13 protein-coding genes are annotated in these 17,109 nt (G+C 40.1%); 3 read left to right on the forward strand and 10 right to left on the reverse strand.

All coding sequences use genetic code 11. From position 1 onward, the window contains the following. Positions 1–168: 168 nt before the first annotated feature. The 7 genes from nifJ to HZR21_RS05125 all read right to left on the reverse strand — a co-directional run bounded on the left by nifJ (position 169) and on the right by HZR21_RS05125 (position 11,782). Positions 169–3,837, reverse strand: coding sequence for a pyruvate:ferredoxin (flavodoxin) oxidoreductase (nifJ, locus tag HZR21_RS05095; protein ID WP_180746726.1), 3,669 nt, complete (start codon positions 3,835–3,837; stop codon positions 169–171). Between the two features lie 356 nt (positions 3,838–4,193). Next, positions 4,194–4,892 (reverse strand): CPBP family intramembrane glutamic endopeptidase, encoded by a 699-nt coding sequence (locus HZR21_RS05100; RefSeq protein WP_003137661.1) that lies wholly within the window; start codon positions 4,890–4,892, stop codon positions 4,194–4,196. A gap of 983 nt (positions 4,893–5,875) precedes the next feature. Then, a complete protein-coding gene (locus tag HZR21_RS05105) occupies positions 5,876–6,022 on the reverse strand; it encodes a class IIb bacteriocin, lactobin A/cerein 7B family (RefSeq protein ID WP_003137660.1) in 147 nt (48 codons plus the stop codon). A 16-nt stretch (positions 6,023–6,038) separates the two neighbouring features. Beyond that, positions 6,039–6,230, reverse strand: coding sequence for a hypothetical protein (locus HZR21_RS05110; protein ID WP_003137659.1), 192 nt, complete (start codon positions 6,228–6,230; stop codon positions 6,039–6,041). Between the two features lie 695 nt (positions 6,231–6,925). Continuing rightward, the gene (locus HZR21_RS05115) at positions 6,926–7,426 is read right to left on the reverse strand and encodes a GNAT family N-acetyltransferase (protein WP_180746727.1); all 501 of its coding nucleotides are present in this window, start codon (positions 7,424–7,426) and stop codon (positions 6,926–6,928) included. Next, positions 7,423–10,248, reverse strand: coding sequence for an excinuclease ABC subunit UvrA (gene uvrA, locus HZR21_RS05120; protein WP_180746728.1), 2,826 nt, complete (start codon positions 10,246–10,248; stop codon positions 7,423–7,425). Before uvrA ends, HZR21_RS05115 begins: the two co-directional genes overlap by 4 nt. 112 nt (positions 10,249–10,360) lie before the next feature. Further along, a complete protein-coding gene (locus HZR21_RS05125) occupies positions 10,361–11,782 on the reverse strand; it encodes an aminotransferase-like domain-containing protein (RefSeq protein WP_180746729.1) in 1,422 nt (473 codons plus the stop codon). Positions 11,783–11,903: 121 nt separating this feature from the next. On the opposite strand from HZR21_RS05125, the gene thiD reads away from it, so the two are divergent. The 3 genes from thiD to HZR21_RS05140 all read left to right on the forward strand — a co-directional run bounded on the left by thiD (position 11,904) and on the right by HZR21_RS05140 (position 13,929). Continuing rightward, the gene (thiD, locus tag HZR21_RS05130; protein WP_180746730.1) at positions 11,904–12,734 is read left to right on the forward strand and encodes a bifunctional hydroxymethylpyrimidine kinase/phosphomethylpyrimidine kinase; all 831 of its coding nucleotides are present in this window, start codon (positions 11,904–11,906) and stop codon (positions 12,732–12,734) included. Positions 12,735–12,846: 112 nt separating this feature from the next. After that, the gene (locus tag HZR21_RS05135) at positions 12,847–13,317 is read left to right on the forward strand and encodes an ECF transporter S component (protein ID WP_180746731.1); all 471 of its coding nucleotides are present in this window, start codon (positions 12,847–12,849) and stop codon (positions 13,315–13,317) included. A gap of 21 nt (positions 13,318–13,338) precedes the next feature. Beyond that, on the forward strand, positions 13,339–13,929 hold the full coding sequence (locus HZR21_RS05140; protein WP_180746732.1) for an ECF transporter S component: 591 nt from the start codon (positions 13,339–13,341) through the stop codon (positions 13,927–13,929). Between the two features lie 385 nt (positions 13,930–14,314). Here HZR21_RS05140 and HZR21_RS05145 read toward each other — a convergent pair whose 3' ends face one another. The 3 genes from HZR21_RS05145 to asnS form a co-directional block, all read right to left on the reverse strand. Further along, entirely contained in the window at positions 14,315–14,701 is a 387-nt protein-coding gene (locus HZR21_RS05145; protein WP_180746733.1) for a RidA family protein, read from the reverse strand. A gap of 133 nt (positions 14,702–14,834) precedes the next feature. Next, the gene (locus HZR21_RS05150) at positions 14,835–15,728 is read right to left on the reverse strand and encodes a polysaccharide deacetylase family protein (protein ID WP_180746734.1); all 894 of its coding nucleotides are present in this window, start codon (positions 15,726–15,728) and stop codon (positions 14,835–14,837) included. A gap of 16 nt (positions 15,729–15,744) precedes the next feature. Continuing rightward, the gene (asnS, locus tag HZR21_RS05155) at positions 15,745–17,082 is read right to left on the reverse strand and encodes an asparagine--tRNA ligase (RefSeq protein ID WP_180746735.1); all 1,338 of its coding nucleotides are present in this window, start codon (positions 17,080–17,082) and stop codon (positions 15,745–15,747) included. Positions 17,083–17,109 lie beyond the last annotated feature (27 nt).

Genomic DNA, 17,109 nt, shown 5'->3' on the forward strand with positions numbered 1-17,109 from the left:
CAATACGAAATTGGTAAAAAAAGTTGTGATGATATGAAAAACTCGGATTCATTCAGTAAATAATATAAAAAAAGAGAAAAGCAAACCTGCCAGTTTACTTTTCTCTTTTGGCGACTGAGGACTTTTATCCCTGCTTTTTTACATTAATCGTTATTTTCGATTGTTAGGTTACTTTCCTGCGCGTTTAGCGGCACGCTCTGCACGTTTGGCAGCACGACGAGCCTCAGCTTCAGGGTCTTTTTCACGCTTTGGAGGCTCTACTTTAGCAGAAGTGACAAGGACTGTTTCTTCACCCTTAGCCTTGGCTTCCTTAGCTAGGAATTTATCTAAGTCTCCAGACATCCGTGCATAGCGAACAAATTTACGACGCGCATCTGCAGTCGTCTTATCAAACAAGGCTTGCGCTGCTTCTGGCTTGATGCGTTGTAGGCTTGCAAATCGAACTTGTTGAGTCATGAACCCTGTCATCTTATCAAAATCAGGTTTCTTAAAGTCTAGCGTAAGGGGATTTTTCCCCATATCTTCCAAGTTTGGATTATAGCGATAAAGTTGCCAATATCCAGACTCTACAGCTTCTTTAGCTTCTCGAATGGTTTGTGACATACCACCACGTAAACCGTGTGAAATACATGGTATGTAGGCGATGATGATTGACGGCCCATTATGACGTTCTGCCTCTTCAAAAGCCTTAATCGTTTGCATTTTATTAGCACCCGAGGCGATTTGGGCGACATAGACATTACCATAGGTCATGGCCATGAAACCTAAATCTTTCTTAGCTGCGGCTTTCCCTGCTGCTGAGAATTTTTCAATCGCAGAGCGTGGTGTGCCTTTAGAAACTTGACCACCGGTATTGGCATAGACTTCATTATCCATGACGAGCATATTCACATCTGCACCAGAGGCAATGACATGGTCAATCCCTCCAAAACCAATATCATAAGCCCAACCATCGCCACCAATCATCCATTGAGTAGGTTTGACAAATTGGTCTTGGCGTGCTCGAATACTGTCAAACTCTGGGCCTAAGTCTGCTAGGGCACTTTTGAGTTTCTCAGCACGTTGGCGTGTGCCTTCAGATTCATCTTTATGGTCAATCCAGTCTTGCATCAGGGCTGCTACTTCTTCTGATACTGCTACTTCATTAAGCAGAGTTGTCAAATCCTTGGCCAACTTCGTGCGGCGCGCTTGCGACGCCAACCACATGCCATAACCAAATTCCGCATTATCCTCCAAAAGGGAATTGGACCAGGCAGGGCCTTGACCAGCATCATTTGTTGTGTAAGGGCTGACAGGTGCTGCGCCACCCCAGATAGATGAGCAACCTGTGGCATTGGCAATCATCATGCGGTCGCCAAACATTTGTGTGAGGAGTTTAACGTAAGGCGTTTCGCCACAGCCAGCACAGGCACCTGAGAATTCGAGTAATGGCGTGTTGAACTGTGTGCCAATAACAGTGTTGGGCTTAGCTGGATTAGCTTTGGTTTTCAGGGTCATTGAAAAGGCCCAATTTGCAGCCTCTGCACGGACTTCTTCATAAGGTTTCATTTCGAGCGCTTTACCTTTGGCAGGACAAGCCTCGACACAGAGACCACAGCCAGTGCAGTCTTCGACAGAAACCTGGATCCGATACATGAGACCATCAGCGCCACGATAATCTTTGACGAGATAACCTTCAGGTGCTTCGTTTAGTTCATCTTCATCCAGTAGGAAAGGTCGAATCGCTGCGTGTGGGCAGACAAAACTACACTCATTACACATGGTACATTTGTCAACATCCCATACGGGTACTTCTAAGGCAACGCCACGTTTTTCAGAGGCGGTTGTGCCGAGTGGCATGCGGCCATCTGTCATGTCGTTATCAACTAAATCCCCAACTGACAGGTTATCGCCTTCTTGAGCGTTGACGTTATTGACGATTTGGAAGACATATTTCTTAACTTTTTCACCACCAACTTCAATGGCTTGTGGCGCTTTTGCTGTTGCCCAATCGGTTGGAATCGTCACTTTGTGCAACCCATCCACTGCCAAATCCATAGCTTGCCAGTTTTGCTCAACAATCTTCATAGATTTGCGAGCATAACTATCATGTGCATCTTGTTTGAGAATGCTAAAGACATCATCAAAAGGCATGATTTGTGATAATTTAAAGAAACCCACTTGCATGGCAGTATTAATCCGTCTACCAAGGCCAGCCTTACCCGCAATTTCAACAGCATTCATGGTATAAAATTGAATGTCGTTTTCAGCGATATAACGTTTCATCCGACTTGGCAAATGATGATTAAGTTGCTCATCAGTCCAGACCGTATTGAGCAAGAAAGTGCCACCTTTTTTGAGCCCTTTCAGAACATCATACTGGTGAACATAACTGGCTGTTGATAGGCTGACAAAGTCGGCGTGTTGAATCATATAGGTTGACTTAATCGGTGTATCACCAAAACGCAAGTGACTAACTGTCAAACCACCAGATTTTTTAGAGTCGTAGGCAAAAGCACCTTGGACGTATTTATCTGTATGGTTACCGATAATTTTAATAGCAGATTTATTGGCACCAACAGTGCCATCAGAACCAAATCCCCAGAACTTAGCTTGAAACGTTGAACTTGGTGTCAAATCAAGCGAAAGGCCTAAGTCGAGCGACAAATTCGTCACATCATCCGTGATACCGATTGTGAAACGTTTTTTAGGCGCGTCTTTAACCAATTCATCAAAAACAGCAACAATTTGGCTTGGCGTCGTATCTTTCGAGCCAATCCCATAACGCCCACCAATCACTTTGATGTCAGATGCATGGTCATACAAAACAGACTTAACATCCAGATAAAGTGGCTCACCATCAGCACCTGGCTCCTTAGTTCTATCCAAGACAGCGATTTTTGTCACAGTTTTAGGGAGCTTTTCAAGAAAATTTTCTGCTGGAAATGGTCGATATAGATGCACATTTAAGAAACCAGTCTTGCGACCTTGTGCATTCAAATAATCCACAGTCTGCTCAATCGTTTCGCCGACAGAGCCAATTGACACAATCACTTCCGTCGCATCTGCTACCCCGTAGTAATTGATCAAATCGTAATCTGTGCCACGCAAATCGTTAATCTTGCCCATGTATTTTTGAACAATCGCAGGCACTTTATCATAGTGACTATTGGTCGTTTCACGCTGTTGGAAATGGATGTCAGCATTCTGATTAGTCCCCGAAACTGTCGGGTGATCAGGATTCATAGCTCTATCACGAAATTCTTGCAACTTTTCTTGATTGATCAGTTGACCCAGATCCGCATAGTCTAAGACCTCAATCTTTTGTAGTTCATGTGAGGTTCTGAACCCATCAAAAAAGTTCATAAATGGCACAGAAGATTCAATCGTCGCTAAATGTGCCACAGCTGACAAATCCATGACTTCTTGAACTGAAGACTCTGCCAACATGACATACCCCGTTGCACGCGCACTCATGACATCTGACTGGTCACCAAAAATATTAAGAGCATTGGTCGAAACCGCACGTGCCGCAACATGAATCACGCTAGGGAGTAGTTCTCCAGCGATTTTATACATGTTTGGCAGCATCAATAGCAAGCCTTGCGACGCTGTATAGGTCGTCGCAAGTGCCCCTGCTTTGAGTGCCCCGTGAATGGCGCCTGCGGCGCCCGCCTCAGACTGCATTTCACTAATCGAGACAGTATCGCCCCAAATATTTTTCCGCCCCGCAGCCTGCCACTCGTCCGTGTACTCTGCCATAGGACTAGACGGTGTGATTGGATAGATAGACGCCACTTCTGTGAAGGCATAAGCCACATGAGCTGCTGCCATGTTTCCGTCCATTGTTTTACGCATGTTTACCTCTTTCTGTGATGTTAAAATCAGGTCTATGAGTATGCTTACTTTGACTAAGTTATACTTTTCTATTCTAACATTTTTTTGAGGCAATTTTTAGTGTTTTTAGATTAAAATTTTGACTATTTTTCATATGTCAAATACCCTTGACATATTTAAAGACCCTTGGTAAATTTGAATTTTCTTGTCCATCAATCAAAATACCAAAAATGAGAAAATATCAGAAATAAACTTTTACGTCTACTTAACCTTTAATATCCTTGCCATGATCCTATTCTATTGGAAATGTTTCTTTTTTAGAAAACTTGGCAATAATTGTCTCATACTGGACATATCTTATCCTATTCGATTCAAGCCTAACTCAATAATAAGACCATGATCAAAACAGTCTTTGCATTGTTAACTAGATGAATGGCAATATTCGTACCCAAACTATCCATTTTACAGTAAGTAAAAGCTAAAACAACACCGGTCCCTCCATACAGAATCCAGCTGCCTAAATTATTCGGACTATGAACGAGAGCAAAAATAATGACCGAAACCACAACTCCAGCCCATTTGTACTTGGGCGAAAGTTTACCAATTATCAGACCACGAAAAATAAATTCTTCCACGACTGGCGCAAGCAATACGGTTACTAAAACATAAGGGATTAAGGGGACTGTTTTTAATAAATTATTAAGCAGTTGTTGATTAACTGAGGTTGCCTCACCACCATTTGTAATTATAATACTACCAATCGCCATAACAATGGAGATCACAACAGCACTTAGGACGACAACGCCAATAAATTTTGGTATCCTCATCTTTAATTTAAAATCCGTTAAATTCATTTTATTCGCTAGCCAAAGTGTAAGTAGACAAAATGCCACAGTCAAACTAGAGAGAATTACCGTTAATGTTGTCGTATATTTTAGATTAAAAAGTTGCGGAAACATGACAACTGAGGTTAAAGTCTGGTCTGCTAAAAACATACCTAACGCGATAAAGACATAGCCTAATTTTAAAAGCGTTACTTTTAGGACTCTTTGAAAAAGATTTGTTTCAATTTCCATATTTCATTTCTCCATTCCTTATTTAAAAATATTGCAAGCGCTTATATGTTAGTATATCGTATTTTTTTCAACTTTTTATCCTGATACCATAAACGACCCGAAATATGCCTCGAATGACCTATAAATGTTACTTTAATGCTCTTAAAAAATATCCAAATCAATCCTAATTTGAATGTTTTCTAGTCCTAGTTATCATCGATACGTGTTTAGGCTGTATTGCAATGGCATATATTTTTTAATGCCCATGAACTGTTGCGCCAATGACGTAACCAACAAATTCCCAAAAACTACCATTACTCCTACCAAGCATATTTTGAGGTATAAACTATTTATGAGTTATGTCATAAATAAGATGAATTAATGAAAGTACACCCATAAAAGTAATTAATATATCAGATATATTAACACTAAAATATTCTTCCCATATAAATTTTATAATCCATAGACAAACCGCTACAATAACTAGTCCATACCTTATAAATTCATCCAATTTCATAATCATGGTTCCTATCAACATTGTTATTAAATTGCTTACCTCTTTGCAGCATCCTTATAACCATTGTAAATCACCAAATTAAAGCTACTTTTAAAAGTGATTGTTTATCAATTCAACAAAAGTTATAATAGCTCATAAAGTTAGTGAAATATCTAATAAATTAATTGATATTTATAACCAAAAACATCCAAACTAAACGTTTAGATGTCCTTAACTTATCGTAAATATCGTAGATATATTCATGAAAAGTTAACAATTTACTTCACAGTTATTTTTTAGCCTTCTAATCACTAAAAATTAATTGTGTTTAAAATTTAATTAACCAGAAAACAGCAGTCATCACAAATTATAAATCGTAAGAAAGAAAATGATGACAAGTGGCGGAGGCAATAAGTTTGCTAAATAATTTGAGTCTATCACATCTCCCACTATTATGGTAAGAATGTAGATGATAAACAGTCCCAAAAAAAATTTCTGTCGATTTTTTTTAACGCTTAGCAATATCTTTTCCAATCGTATAACCCGCCATAAATAACGCAAGAACAAGACCAGGAGTAATTCCGCCTACTACTTCGGTGAGTTCCGTTTCGTCTAATTGGTTAAAATTATTGAAATTAAATACTTGTGTTGACATTTGTCTACCTCCTTCATTATCTGTTTACTAAATATCCTATACCTAGCCCTGCAGCAACTGCTGTTACCCCAATAATAACACCTTTAGAAATTACAATTCCTCCAATAACAATTGGAAGTATGCCACCTTCAACCATTACCATCTCATCTTCAGTAAGCACCGGAAATTTATCTAATGCAACGACATTGTTCAACGTTTTGTTTGTCATATGATTTTTCTCCTACAATTTCTAACTCTATTCCCTAAATACGAAATCTAGTCAATTTCAAAATATGAATTTTCATTCACTGCAACAGCCGACTAAAATAGTTTTTATCAAAAACGATATAACTATTTTAATCAGAAAACAAAATCACTAGTTGGCCAACTATTTACAACTTTTTTGTTTGTGTCCTTAGTATATCGCAATTTCATACTATGAAAATCAAAATGTCATGAACGGTATGAAAGATGACAAATATGACCAAAACTTTGTATGAGTGACTTTCTTATATCACGAATGACCTACTTTTCTAAAAAATAATGTAAAAAAAGAGGATGAGACAAAAGGTCTCAGTCACCAAAAAAGGAAAGTAAACCTGCCAGTTTATTTTCCTATTTTTCCGCATTATTGGGTGAATGAATCCAATTTTCTCACGAGAAATAGCTTATTTTTACCGATTTCGTATTGTTTTGGCAAAAGAATACCGATTTCGCACAAATATGGCACTTTTTTTACCGATTTCGTATTGTTTTGCCAAAAGAATACCGATTTCGTAATTGTTTTCTACGAATGAATTATAATGTTGTTTTCCAATTTTTTCGGAATCGGAAAATGACACAAAAATAGGCTATGACCGATTTCTATTAACATTAGAAATCATTCATAGCCTATTTTGGGAGGGATTTTTGTCCCAACATCTTTTAACCAACATATAAATTAACATAATATGTTCGGACGTCATACGCTGTATGATGATAACGGAAACCGCATTTTTCTTGAACACGCTGAGACTTGACATTACCTTCATAATAAGCACACCACAAGTCAGTCACTTCGAGCGTATTCAGGGCATAATCAATGACAGCCTCAACTGCCTCAGGCATCAAGCCTTGCCCCCAAAATGGTTTGCCAATCCAGTAGCCAATCTCAGCTTCTTGCTTCGTCAATTTAAGGCTACTCTGTTGCCCAATCTTTAGACTGATACTACCGACAACACGGTTTTCACTTTTTAAGTAGATGGCAAAATTACCCGACTCTTGAAAAACAGTGTCAATAATCTCTAAACTATTCTCGACACTCGTATGAACAGGAAAACCAGCAATTGGCCCAATCTCAGGGTCGCTTGCATAGCGATAAAGATCTTCTGCATCCGTTTTTAACCAAGGTCTGAGCATCAGACGCTCTGTTTCCAGTCTTGTCATCCTAATTTCTCCTTCAGATACTTACCTGTATAAGACGCGTCAACCTCAGCTACTTCTTCTGGTGTACCAACCGCCAAAATCGTACCACCACCGATACCACCTTCAGGACCTAAGTCAATGATATGGTCAGCTGTCTTAATGACATCTAGATTATGCTCGATAACGACAATCGTATTTCCTTGCTCAACCAAGCGATTCAAGACTTCAAGCAATGTGGCAATATCCTCAGTATGTAAACCAGTTGTTGGCTCATCTAAGATATAGAATGACTTACCAGTCGAGCGTTTTTGTAGCTCACTTGCCAGTTTCATCCGTTGGGCTTCACCGCCTGAGAGTATCGTGGCAGGCTGTCCTAAAGTCACATAACCCAAACCAACGTCAACAATCGTTTGTAGTTTCCGTTCAATCTTCGGAATGTGCTTGAAGAAATCAACCGCATCAGACACGCGCATCTCAAGCACTTCTGAGATGTTTTTCTCTTTATAGTGCACCTCCAAAGTCTCAGAGTTGTAACGTCTACCATGACAAATTTCACATGGTACATAAACATCTGGTAAAAAGTGCATTTCAATTTTGATAATTCCGTCACCAGAGCAGGCTTCACAACGCCCACCCTTGACATTAAAGGAGAAACGACCTTTTTTATAACCACGAATCTTAGCCTCATTGGTATTAGCAAACAAATCTCGAATATCGTCAAAAACTGAGGTATAAGTCGCTGGATTGGAACGTGGTGTCCGACCAATTGGACTTTGGTCAATATCAATCAAACGCTCAATTTTTTCATAACCTGAAATTGACTTGTATTTACCAGGCTTATCACTGTTATGATTGAGTTTTTGTGCCAAGGCTTTTTTAAGAATGGCATTGACCAAGGTTGATTTACCAGAACCTGAAACGCCGGTTACTGCTGTCATCACACCTAAAGGAAAGGCAACGTCTAAGTTTTGAAGATTATTTTCTGCTGCTCCTTTAACGACAACAGCTTTCTCTAGGTCTATCGGTCGACGAACTTCTGGTACTGGAATTTTTCGTTTACCAGACAAATATTGGCCGGTAATTGATTTTTTATTTTTAGCGACCTGTTTTGGTGTGCCTGCAGCGATAATTTCACCACCCAAATCACCAGCACCCGGACCAATATCAATCAAGTAATCTGCCGCCATCATCGTGTCTTCATCATGTTCAACGACGATGAGCGTATTCCCTAAATCGCGCATTTTCTTCAAGGATTCAATCAAACGATCATTATCACGCTGATGCAAACCAATCGACGGCTCATCTAAAATGTAAAGGACACCGGATAGATTTGAGCCAATCTGCGTTGCCAAACGAATTCGCTGACTCTCACCACCTGACAAAGTCCCAGAATTACGAGATAGGGTCAAATAGTCCAGCCCCACATTTTTCAAAAAACTCAAACGGTCGCCAACTTCTTTGACAATCGGACGTGCAATCATCTCTTCATTTTCTGATAGAGTCAGTGAATGAATCAGCGCCAAATGCTCACCAATCGGCAAATTAGACAAGTCAGCAATATCATAGCCTGATTCACCATTCAACTTCACAGACAAAGCCTGTTCATTCAACCGCTTGCCATGACAAGTTTGACAGGGTAAAGCATTCATATAAGCTCGCATTTGGGTTTTCGTACTATCAGAACCCGTTTCGTAACGTCTGAAGATATTGGGCACAATCCCAACAAAAGCCATGTCCAAATCACGCAGACCAAAATCTCCCTCGTGATAGAAATGGAATAGCTTGTCGCCTGAGCCATAAAAAATCAAGTTTTTTTCATCTTCTGTTAGTTGCTCAAAAGGGGTATCCAAATCAACTTTAAAAGCCTTCATGGCCTGCTCTAAAACAGCGGGATAATAAGTCGAAGTCCCTGAATACCACGGTACAACCGCACCTTCACGAATTGTCTTAGTCCCATCTGGCACAACCAAATCAAGGTCAACTTCCAAGCGCATGCCAAGTCCATCACAATCCGGACAAGCACCTTGTGGCGCATTAAATGAGAACAAACGCGGCTCAAGCTCAGGCACAGAAAAGCCACAAATAGGACAGGCATAGTATTCACTGAACAACAACTCATTGCCATCCATAGTATCGATTTTGACATAGCCATCACCCTGACGCAAAGCAGCCTCAACCGAGTCAAACAAACGCCCACGAATCCCGTCCTTGAGCACAATTCGGTCAATCACGATATCAATATCATGCTTCTTATTCTTCTCCAGCTCAGGAGCTTCAGACACATCATAAACCTCGCCGTTGACCCGCACACGGACATAGCCGTCCTTTTGGATTTTCTCGAAAATCTTCTTATGTTGCCCTTTTTTTGCCCGGACAATGGGCGCTAAAATCTGGAGCCGTTGCTTTTCAGGTAAGGCTAAAACACTGTCGACAATTTCCTCGACAGATTGTGCTGTAATTTTACCATGACCGTTGATACAGTATGGTGTGCCAATCCGTGCGTAAAGCAGGCGCAGATAGTCATGAATTTCAGTTACCGTGCCAACCGTTGAGCGTGGATTCTTAGACGTCGTCTTCTGGTCAATCGAAATCGCAGGCGATAAGCCGTCGATACTATCAACATCTGGCTTATCCATGTTCCCAAGGAACTGACGAGCATAAGCTGAGAGACTCTCAACGTAGCGTCGCTGTCCTTCGGCATAAAGTGTATCAAAAGCTAGTGATGATTTTCCCGAGCCTGAAAGTCCTGTCATCACGACTAATTTATCTCGCGGAATCGTGACGTCTATATTTTTCAAATTGTGGGCGCGAGCGCCATGAATTACGATATTTTCTTGTGCCAAGTTAGCCTCTTTCACGCATCTTATTTGGTATCACTTTTAACTGGAAAGCAATACTTAACTACCACTATTATAACATTTTAGCAATTGAATAGGCAGCATTTGAGTTTTCTCTCTAACAAATTCCCACCTGCTTTAACTCTTGCAGTTTCTCAACCAATCGCTTGATTTCATCACGATTTAATCGCGCAATATTAAGCCGAATGGCAGGTGTTTTATCGCCGAAAACAAAACTGGGCAGACACAAAATACCAGCCGATAAAAAGGCATCCATCTGTTTTTTTGTCAGCGTATCTGTTGACAATTTCAGCCAGACATAAAAACCTCCAGCCGGGCGATGACAGGTGAAATCTTGACCAATCAAGTCTAAGAAATAAGTCATTCTAACATTGATTTGAGCACGCAAACTGGCAAGTTTATCTTGGAAAGTCACATCTGACAAAGCGTAATTAGCCAAGACTTGCGGAAAAATACTGAGCGTCAAATCCAAATCTTGCCGAGCGATTGATAATTTCTCTAACACTGCTAGCGGCGCGCTAATCCAACCAATTTTTGTCGTTGAGCCGATAATTTTAGACAAAGAGCCAATGTAGATGACATTTTGCGGGTCTAATTTTTTTAAAGGTGGGACATTCGTTCGCTTGTCAAATGGTAGCAGGCCAAAAGCATCGTCTTCGATAATCGGAATCTTGTAAGTCTGACATAATTTAATTAATGCCTGTCGGCGTGCTAAAGACATGGTCGTGCCAGTGGGATTTTGAAAGGTTGGGTTGAGCATGACTAACTTGACACGATGCTTTAGTATCTCATTTTCGAGAAAATCTAGGCGCATCCCTTGTTCATCCATCGGTACACCAAATAGGCGAATACCCGCAGTCTGAAACAGATTCAAGGCATATAAAAATGAAGGCTGACAAATCGCAACTGCATCGCCACTATTAAGTAAGGCTTGAACAATCAAAAAAATCGCCTGATGCCCTCCTGAGGTAATCATCAGATGCTCAACTGGTAGCGTGAACCGATAATCTTGTGCCACGAGATTTGATATCGCTTGACGGAGTGGAAAGTAGCCTAGCGCATCTTGGTTTTTATCAGCTTCAATAAAATCTCGCCAATTTGACTGAGGCAAATCAAAAGCCGGTACTAAATCAAGCGGTAACTCACCTGTATAGGCGTCAATCACACCTTCTTCCTGACTTTTTTCTTTGATTTGTGTCATCAACAGTTGATGTTCATCAGTCTGCTGCCCCTGAATCAACTGGTGCCAATCTACTACTGGTTCTTGACTTAACCCCCATTTATCGTCATTAACCATTGTCCCACTGCCTTGTTGACGTTTGATAATGCCTTTAGCCTCTAGCTCGGCCATAACTCTTACAATCGTTGAGCGATTGACACCAATTATGGCTGCCAGTTTTCGCTCAGAGGGTAATTTTTGGCCTGGTAATAGCTGACCATTTTGGATATTTTGGGTAATGTGTTTCATGATTGACTGATAGATAGGTGTTTTTTGTGTTCTCTCGATGTCCCAATTCATCTTGCAAGCCTTTCTTGTAAATTGGATGGTTAAAAAACAATCCAATTGGTTGTTCCATTTAGCATACCAAATGCTAGAATAGATTGCAAGAGAAAAATAAAATAAGAAATGAAGATAAGAGATGAAAACAAAGAAAAAAACACTAACTATTGCCGGAAGTGATGCGACAGGTGGCGCCGGCTTACAGGCTGACTTAAAGACTTTTCAAGAATATGGTACTTTTGGTATGAGTGCCATAACGTCAATAGTGACGATGGATATTAATGATAATTGGTCGCATACCATTGAAACGATCGAACCAGAGATTGTTGGGCGCCAATTAGACACTATTTTTGCGGGTGGCAAGCCAGATGCTCTTAAAACAGGCATGTTGGGCGATATTCGAACGATTGCAGTCGTGCGCGATGCGATTGAACGCTATCAACCGAAAAATATTGTCATTGACCCAGTATTGGCTTGTAAAGGAACAGCCGGCATTCTGCTTTCCGAAAACGCAGATAGCATCCGAGAATTGCTCTTTCCTGTTGCTGATGTGACCACGCCAAACTTAGTCGAGGCAGGTATTTTATCCGGACTTGGTGAACTTAAAACAGTTTCCGAAATTGAAAAAGCAGCTATAATCCTTCATGGCTACGGTGCTAAAAACGTGATTATCAAAGGTGGTCGTCGTTTTGATAATCAGCACGATGAGGCATTAGATGTATTCTATGACGGCCATGACTTTCATCATCTCAAAAGTCCACTCGTTCATTCCGATAACAATCACGGAGCCGGCTGTACTTTTGCTGCTGCCATTACCGCAGGACTTGCTAATGGACAATCAACTCTTGATGCCGTAACAACTGCCAAAGCATTCGTCCATGCAGCGATTACAAACGCCCAGCCCTTTAATCAATATCTCGGACATATTTGGCACGGTGCTTATCGAGATAATGGTCGTTTCAAATTCTGAAATACTCACAATTTTTTCAGCCATTGGCGAATATTTCAGGCTAAGTTGTAAAAATGTAGTAGGTTTTATAATTCAATCAAAAAATACAAGATTAATAAACTGGAGATTATTTATGAATTCTAACAATAAAAAACTTATCTTATTAGCAATCATAATCGCTTTAAATGTTGCAATTTCAAAAATATTATTAATTCCAACACCGGGAGGGTTTATCACGGTAATGGACGGTTTAGTTTTTACTGCAGCATCTCTTTTCGGAAAAAAAGAGGGGGCTATTGTCGGAGGACTGAGTGGTTTTTTACTTGATATCGTGAGCGGCTATCCGCAGTGGATGTTATTTTCACTTGTCATTCACGGGGCCCAAGGTTACTTATCTGCTAGTACCAAATCACGTCCTTTAAATTACCTTCTTGCAACTACTCTTATGGTCATCAGTTACGGTCTTGCAAATATTCTTTTTTATGGACCTGGTGGATTCTTGCCTAGTCTAATTCCTAACCTTTTACAAAACATTTCAGGAATTATCATTGCAACAGCACTTGTACCAGTCTTACAACGTGTTTTAAAACTTAGCACACCATAAGCATCAAAAAGGAGACATCTCATGACAACACGAAAAAATTCTCAAACTACAGTTTTTCTTCCCATCACCCAAAATAAAACAAAAAAAGTCATCTTAGCTGCGCTTTTCGCAGCACTCGCATACGTCTCAATTCAGTCGCTTCACGTTGCTATTTTTGCCCCGATTGGCGCACCATTTTTCCATGTTGGTAATGCCGTTGTGGCACTCGCGGCACTCTATTTAGGTTTTGGCTACGGTACTTTTTCAGGTGCTATTGGTCTTGCAATTTTTGATATTATCAATGGCTACGCTGTTGAAATGCCTATTGTGTTTTTAGGTAACGTCTTAGTTGCTTTAACAATTCAGATTGTGTATAAAGCTTTGCAACAAGTCTTTTCCGATAAACTCTGGTTAGTCACAATCGCTGTATCATCTGGTGTCTTGGTCAAACTATTAACAGATTTTTTAAAAGGCCTCATTCGTGCCTTAGTTGCTGGGGCTAGTTTAGAACCCGCAGCTGCTGCAGCCTTTACTTCTCTTCTTGCCACTGCCATTAACGGGATTGGCACAATTATTTTAGTGACACTTTTATATTTGCCACTGAAAACCATTCTTACCAAATTCGTTAAATAAAAAGAGATTGGGACAAAAGTCTCTAACAAATATGTTGTTTTCATGCCAAATTCGCATTCTTTTGGCAAAACAATACGAAATCGGTAAGAAAATTGACATTTTTATGCGAAATTCGCATTCTTTTGCCAAAACAATACCCATTTGGTAAAAAACATTTACTATTTCGTGATAAACTGATATTCTTTCTGGAAAATTATGTGAATAAAAAAGCAGACTCAGACAATCAATTTGATTTTCTGAGTCTGCTTTTCTCTTTTAGTGACTGAGAGCTTTTGTCTCCGTCTCTTTTTTAGTTGACAATAATTTTATCTTCTAAAGTAGTTGCCAGCTATATATCAGCATCGGTAACGTGGTATCGTTGTATATTGTTTTTATCTCTAATAATCTATTTCCCCAAATAAGCTATGACTTCAACTTCAACCAAAACATCTTTAGGTAATCTGGCAACTTCGACGGCTGAACGTGCTGGAAATTCTACACCAAAAGCTTTAGCATATTCAGTATTAAATGGTACGAAATTTGTCATATCACTCAAAAAACAAGTTGTCTTAACCACATGATTAAAGTCTGTACCAGCTTCGGCAAGAATCGCCCCAACATTTTTCATGACTTGTTGTGTTTGTTCAGTGATTGTCTCACCTACAATATCACCTGTTTTTGGGTCTAGTGGAATTTGACCTGATGCAAAAAGAAAATCACCGACAATTTTGCCCTGAACATAAGGCCCAATAGCTCCTGGTGCTTGGTCTGTTGCGATAGTTTTGATTGGCATAATATTTCTCCTCTGATACATCATATTTTGATATAGTACTTGTTCCTAGTATAACAAATTATCAGAAAATTGTGTCAAAAAGAACAATAAAAAAAGTAGATGTTTTTCAACAGCCACTATTTTTATTAAATCATTAATTACCAACAGAGGCCATAAAACTTGCCTCTGTTTGACCATAAGATACGCGGACACGATTAAGGGCAAAGAGACCATTTGCACTACTAGCAAGACCTGGATTAGTCGTTAAGCCAAGCTTATAGCCAGCCGCTTCAGCAAGTCCAGCAGTTTCAGTGTTATAGCGCCCTGCCGGATAACAAATGACAGACGTGTCTTGGTGTAACAAATTATCCAGATACTTCTTAGAATCAACCAATTCAGCATTGGCCGCTTCATTACTTGAATATTCCAAATCTGGATGACTAACGGTATGACTACCGACAGACATGAGCGGATTGGCTTTCAAATCTGACAACATCACATCCGTCATCGTATCTTCATTCCCCAAATTTCCGGTAATAATGAAGAAACTGCCTTTCATCCCAAGTGCCGTGAGAATCGGCATGGCCGTATCATGCGCATTTTTGTAACCATCATCAAAAGTCACCCAGACAATTTTTTCTGCTGGCTTTTCATTGGTCGTCAAGACACGATAGGCTTCCTCAGGACTCAAAGTATAATATCCAGCATTCTTGAGTGCAGTCATCTCCATTTTAAATTCATCAGCCGGTACAAATAAGGTATTGCCATCAACAACATCTGCAATGTGATGATACATCAAAATTGGAAACTCGATTGGCGTATCAGACTTGACCCATTTGTGTTCTGGTTTCGCTTGTTCTTGCTCACTAGATGTCGACGACTTAGCTTTCTCACTGCTTTCACCAACGACCTTATCAGCCACAGATTTTGTCACTTTTATCGGTCGATTTTCAAGCCTTGCTGATTTTCCTGATACCATTTTGAAAAAAATCATACCAACTAAGGCAACTAGTATGACTACAATCGAAATTTGTAACACTTTTTTCATATTGGTTGATTTCCCCTTAAGGTTTCAAACGGTGGAGGAGACGTGGAAACGGAATCGCTTCGCGGATATGTTCATTGCCTGTGATCCAAGTCACTGCACGTTCTAATCCGAGTCCAAATCCTGAGTGTGGCACACTACCATATTTGCGAAGGTCGAGATACCAAGCGTATTCTTCTTCTGATAGACCAAATTCAACTAATTTGGCTTTGAGATACTCATAGTCTGTCGCACGCTCACTACCACCAATGATTTCGCCATAACCTTCTGGTGCTAACAAATCAGCACAGATGACCACATCATCACGTGTTGGATGTGGTTTCATATAGAAGGCTTTGATCGCTTTTGGATAGTTGAGGATGAAGGTCGGCACACCGAAATGATTTGAAATCCATGTTTCATGCGGTGAGCCAAAGTCATCTCCCCATTCGATTTTTTCATAGTCATTATCAGCCTGATGCTCTTGTAACAAAGCGACAGCATCGTCGTAAGTAATCTTTTTAAATGGTGTCTCGATGTATTTTTCAAGCACTGTTACATCACGGTCAAGCTCATTTAATGCATAGCTTTGATTGTCTATGACAGCCTTGATAATGTGTTTCACATAAGCTTCTTGGACGTCAAGAGATTCTTCATGTGTCGTGAAAGCCATCTCAGGCTCAATCATCCAGAACTCTGTCAAATGACGACGTGTTTTCGATTTTTCAGCACGGAAAGTTGGCCCAAAGGTAAAGACTTTGCCAAAGGCCATAGCACCTGCCTCAGCATAGAGCTGACCAGTTTGTGACAAGAAAGCAGGCTGACCAAAGTAGTCAGTTTCAAACAATTCTGTCGTCCCTTCTGGTGCTGAGCCTGTTAAAATCGGGCTATCAATCTTGATAAAGCCACGCGCATTGAAAAATTCATAAGTCGCACGAATAATTTCATTTCTGACAAGCATAATCGCATGTTGTTTACGGCTACGCAACCATAAATGACGATTATCCATAAGGAAGTCTGTTCCGTGGTCCTTAGGTGTGATTGGGTAATCCACAGATTCACCAATGACCTCAATATCTGTCACATCAAGTTCGTAGCCAAATTTGCTACGATCATCAGCTTTAACAGTCCCTGTAATTTTCACAGAAGTTTCTTGCGCTAAATGTTTGATGATATCAAACTTAGCAAGGCCTTCTTCTTCGCCAAATTTTTCAATGAAATTTGGTTTGAAAGCAACTGCTTGAAAATAAGCTGTCCCATCACGCAATTGTAAGAAAGCAATCTTACCCTTCCCTGATTTATTGGCTACCCAAGCGCCAATTGTGATTTCTTGATCGACATAATTTTTAACGTCAACGATTGATACAAAGTTTCCCATTTTTTCTATTTCCTACTTTCTGCGCTT

This window comes from Pseudolactococcus laudensis, assembly GCF_013449735.1.
Classification (GTDB): domain Bacteria; phylum Bacillota; class Bacilli; order Lactobacillales; family Streptococcaceae; genus Pseudolactococcus; species Pseudolactococcus laudensis.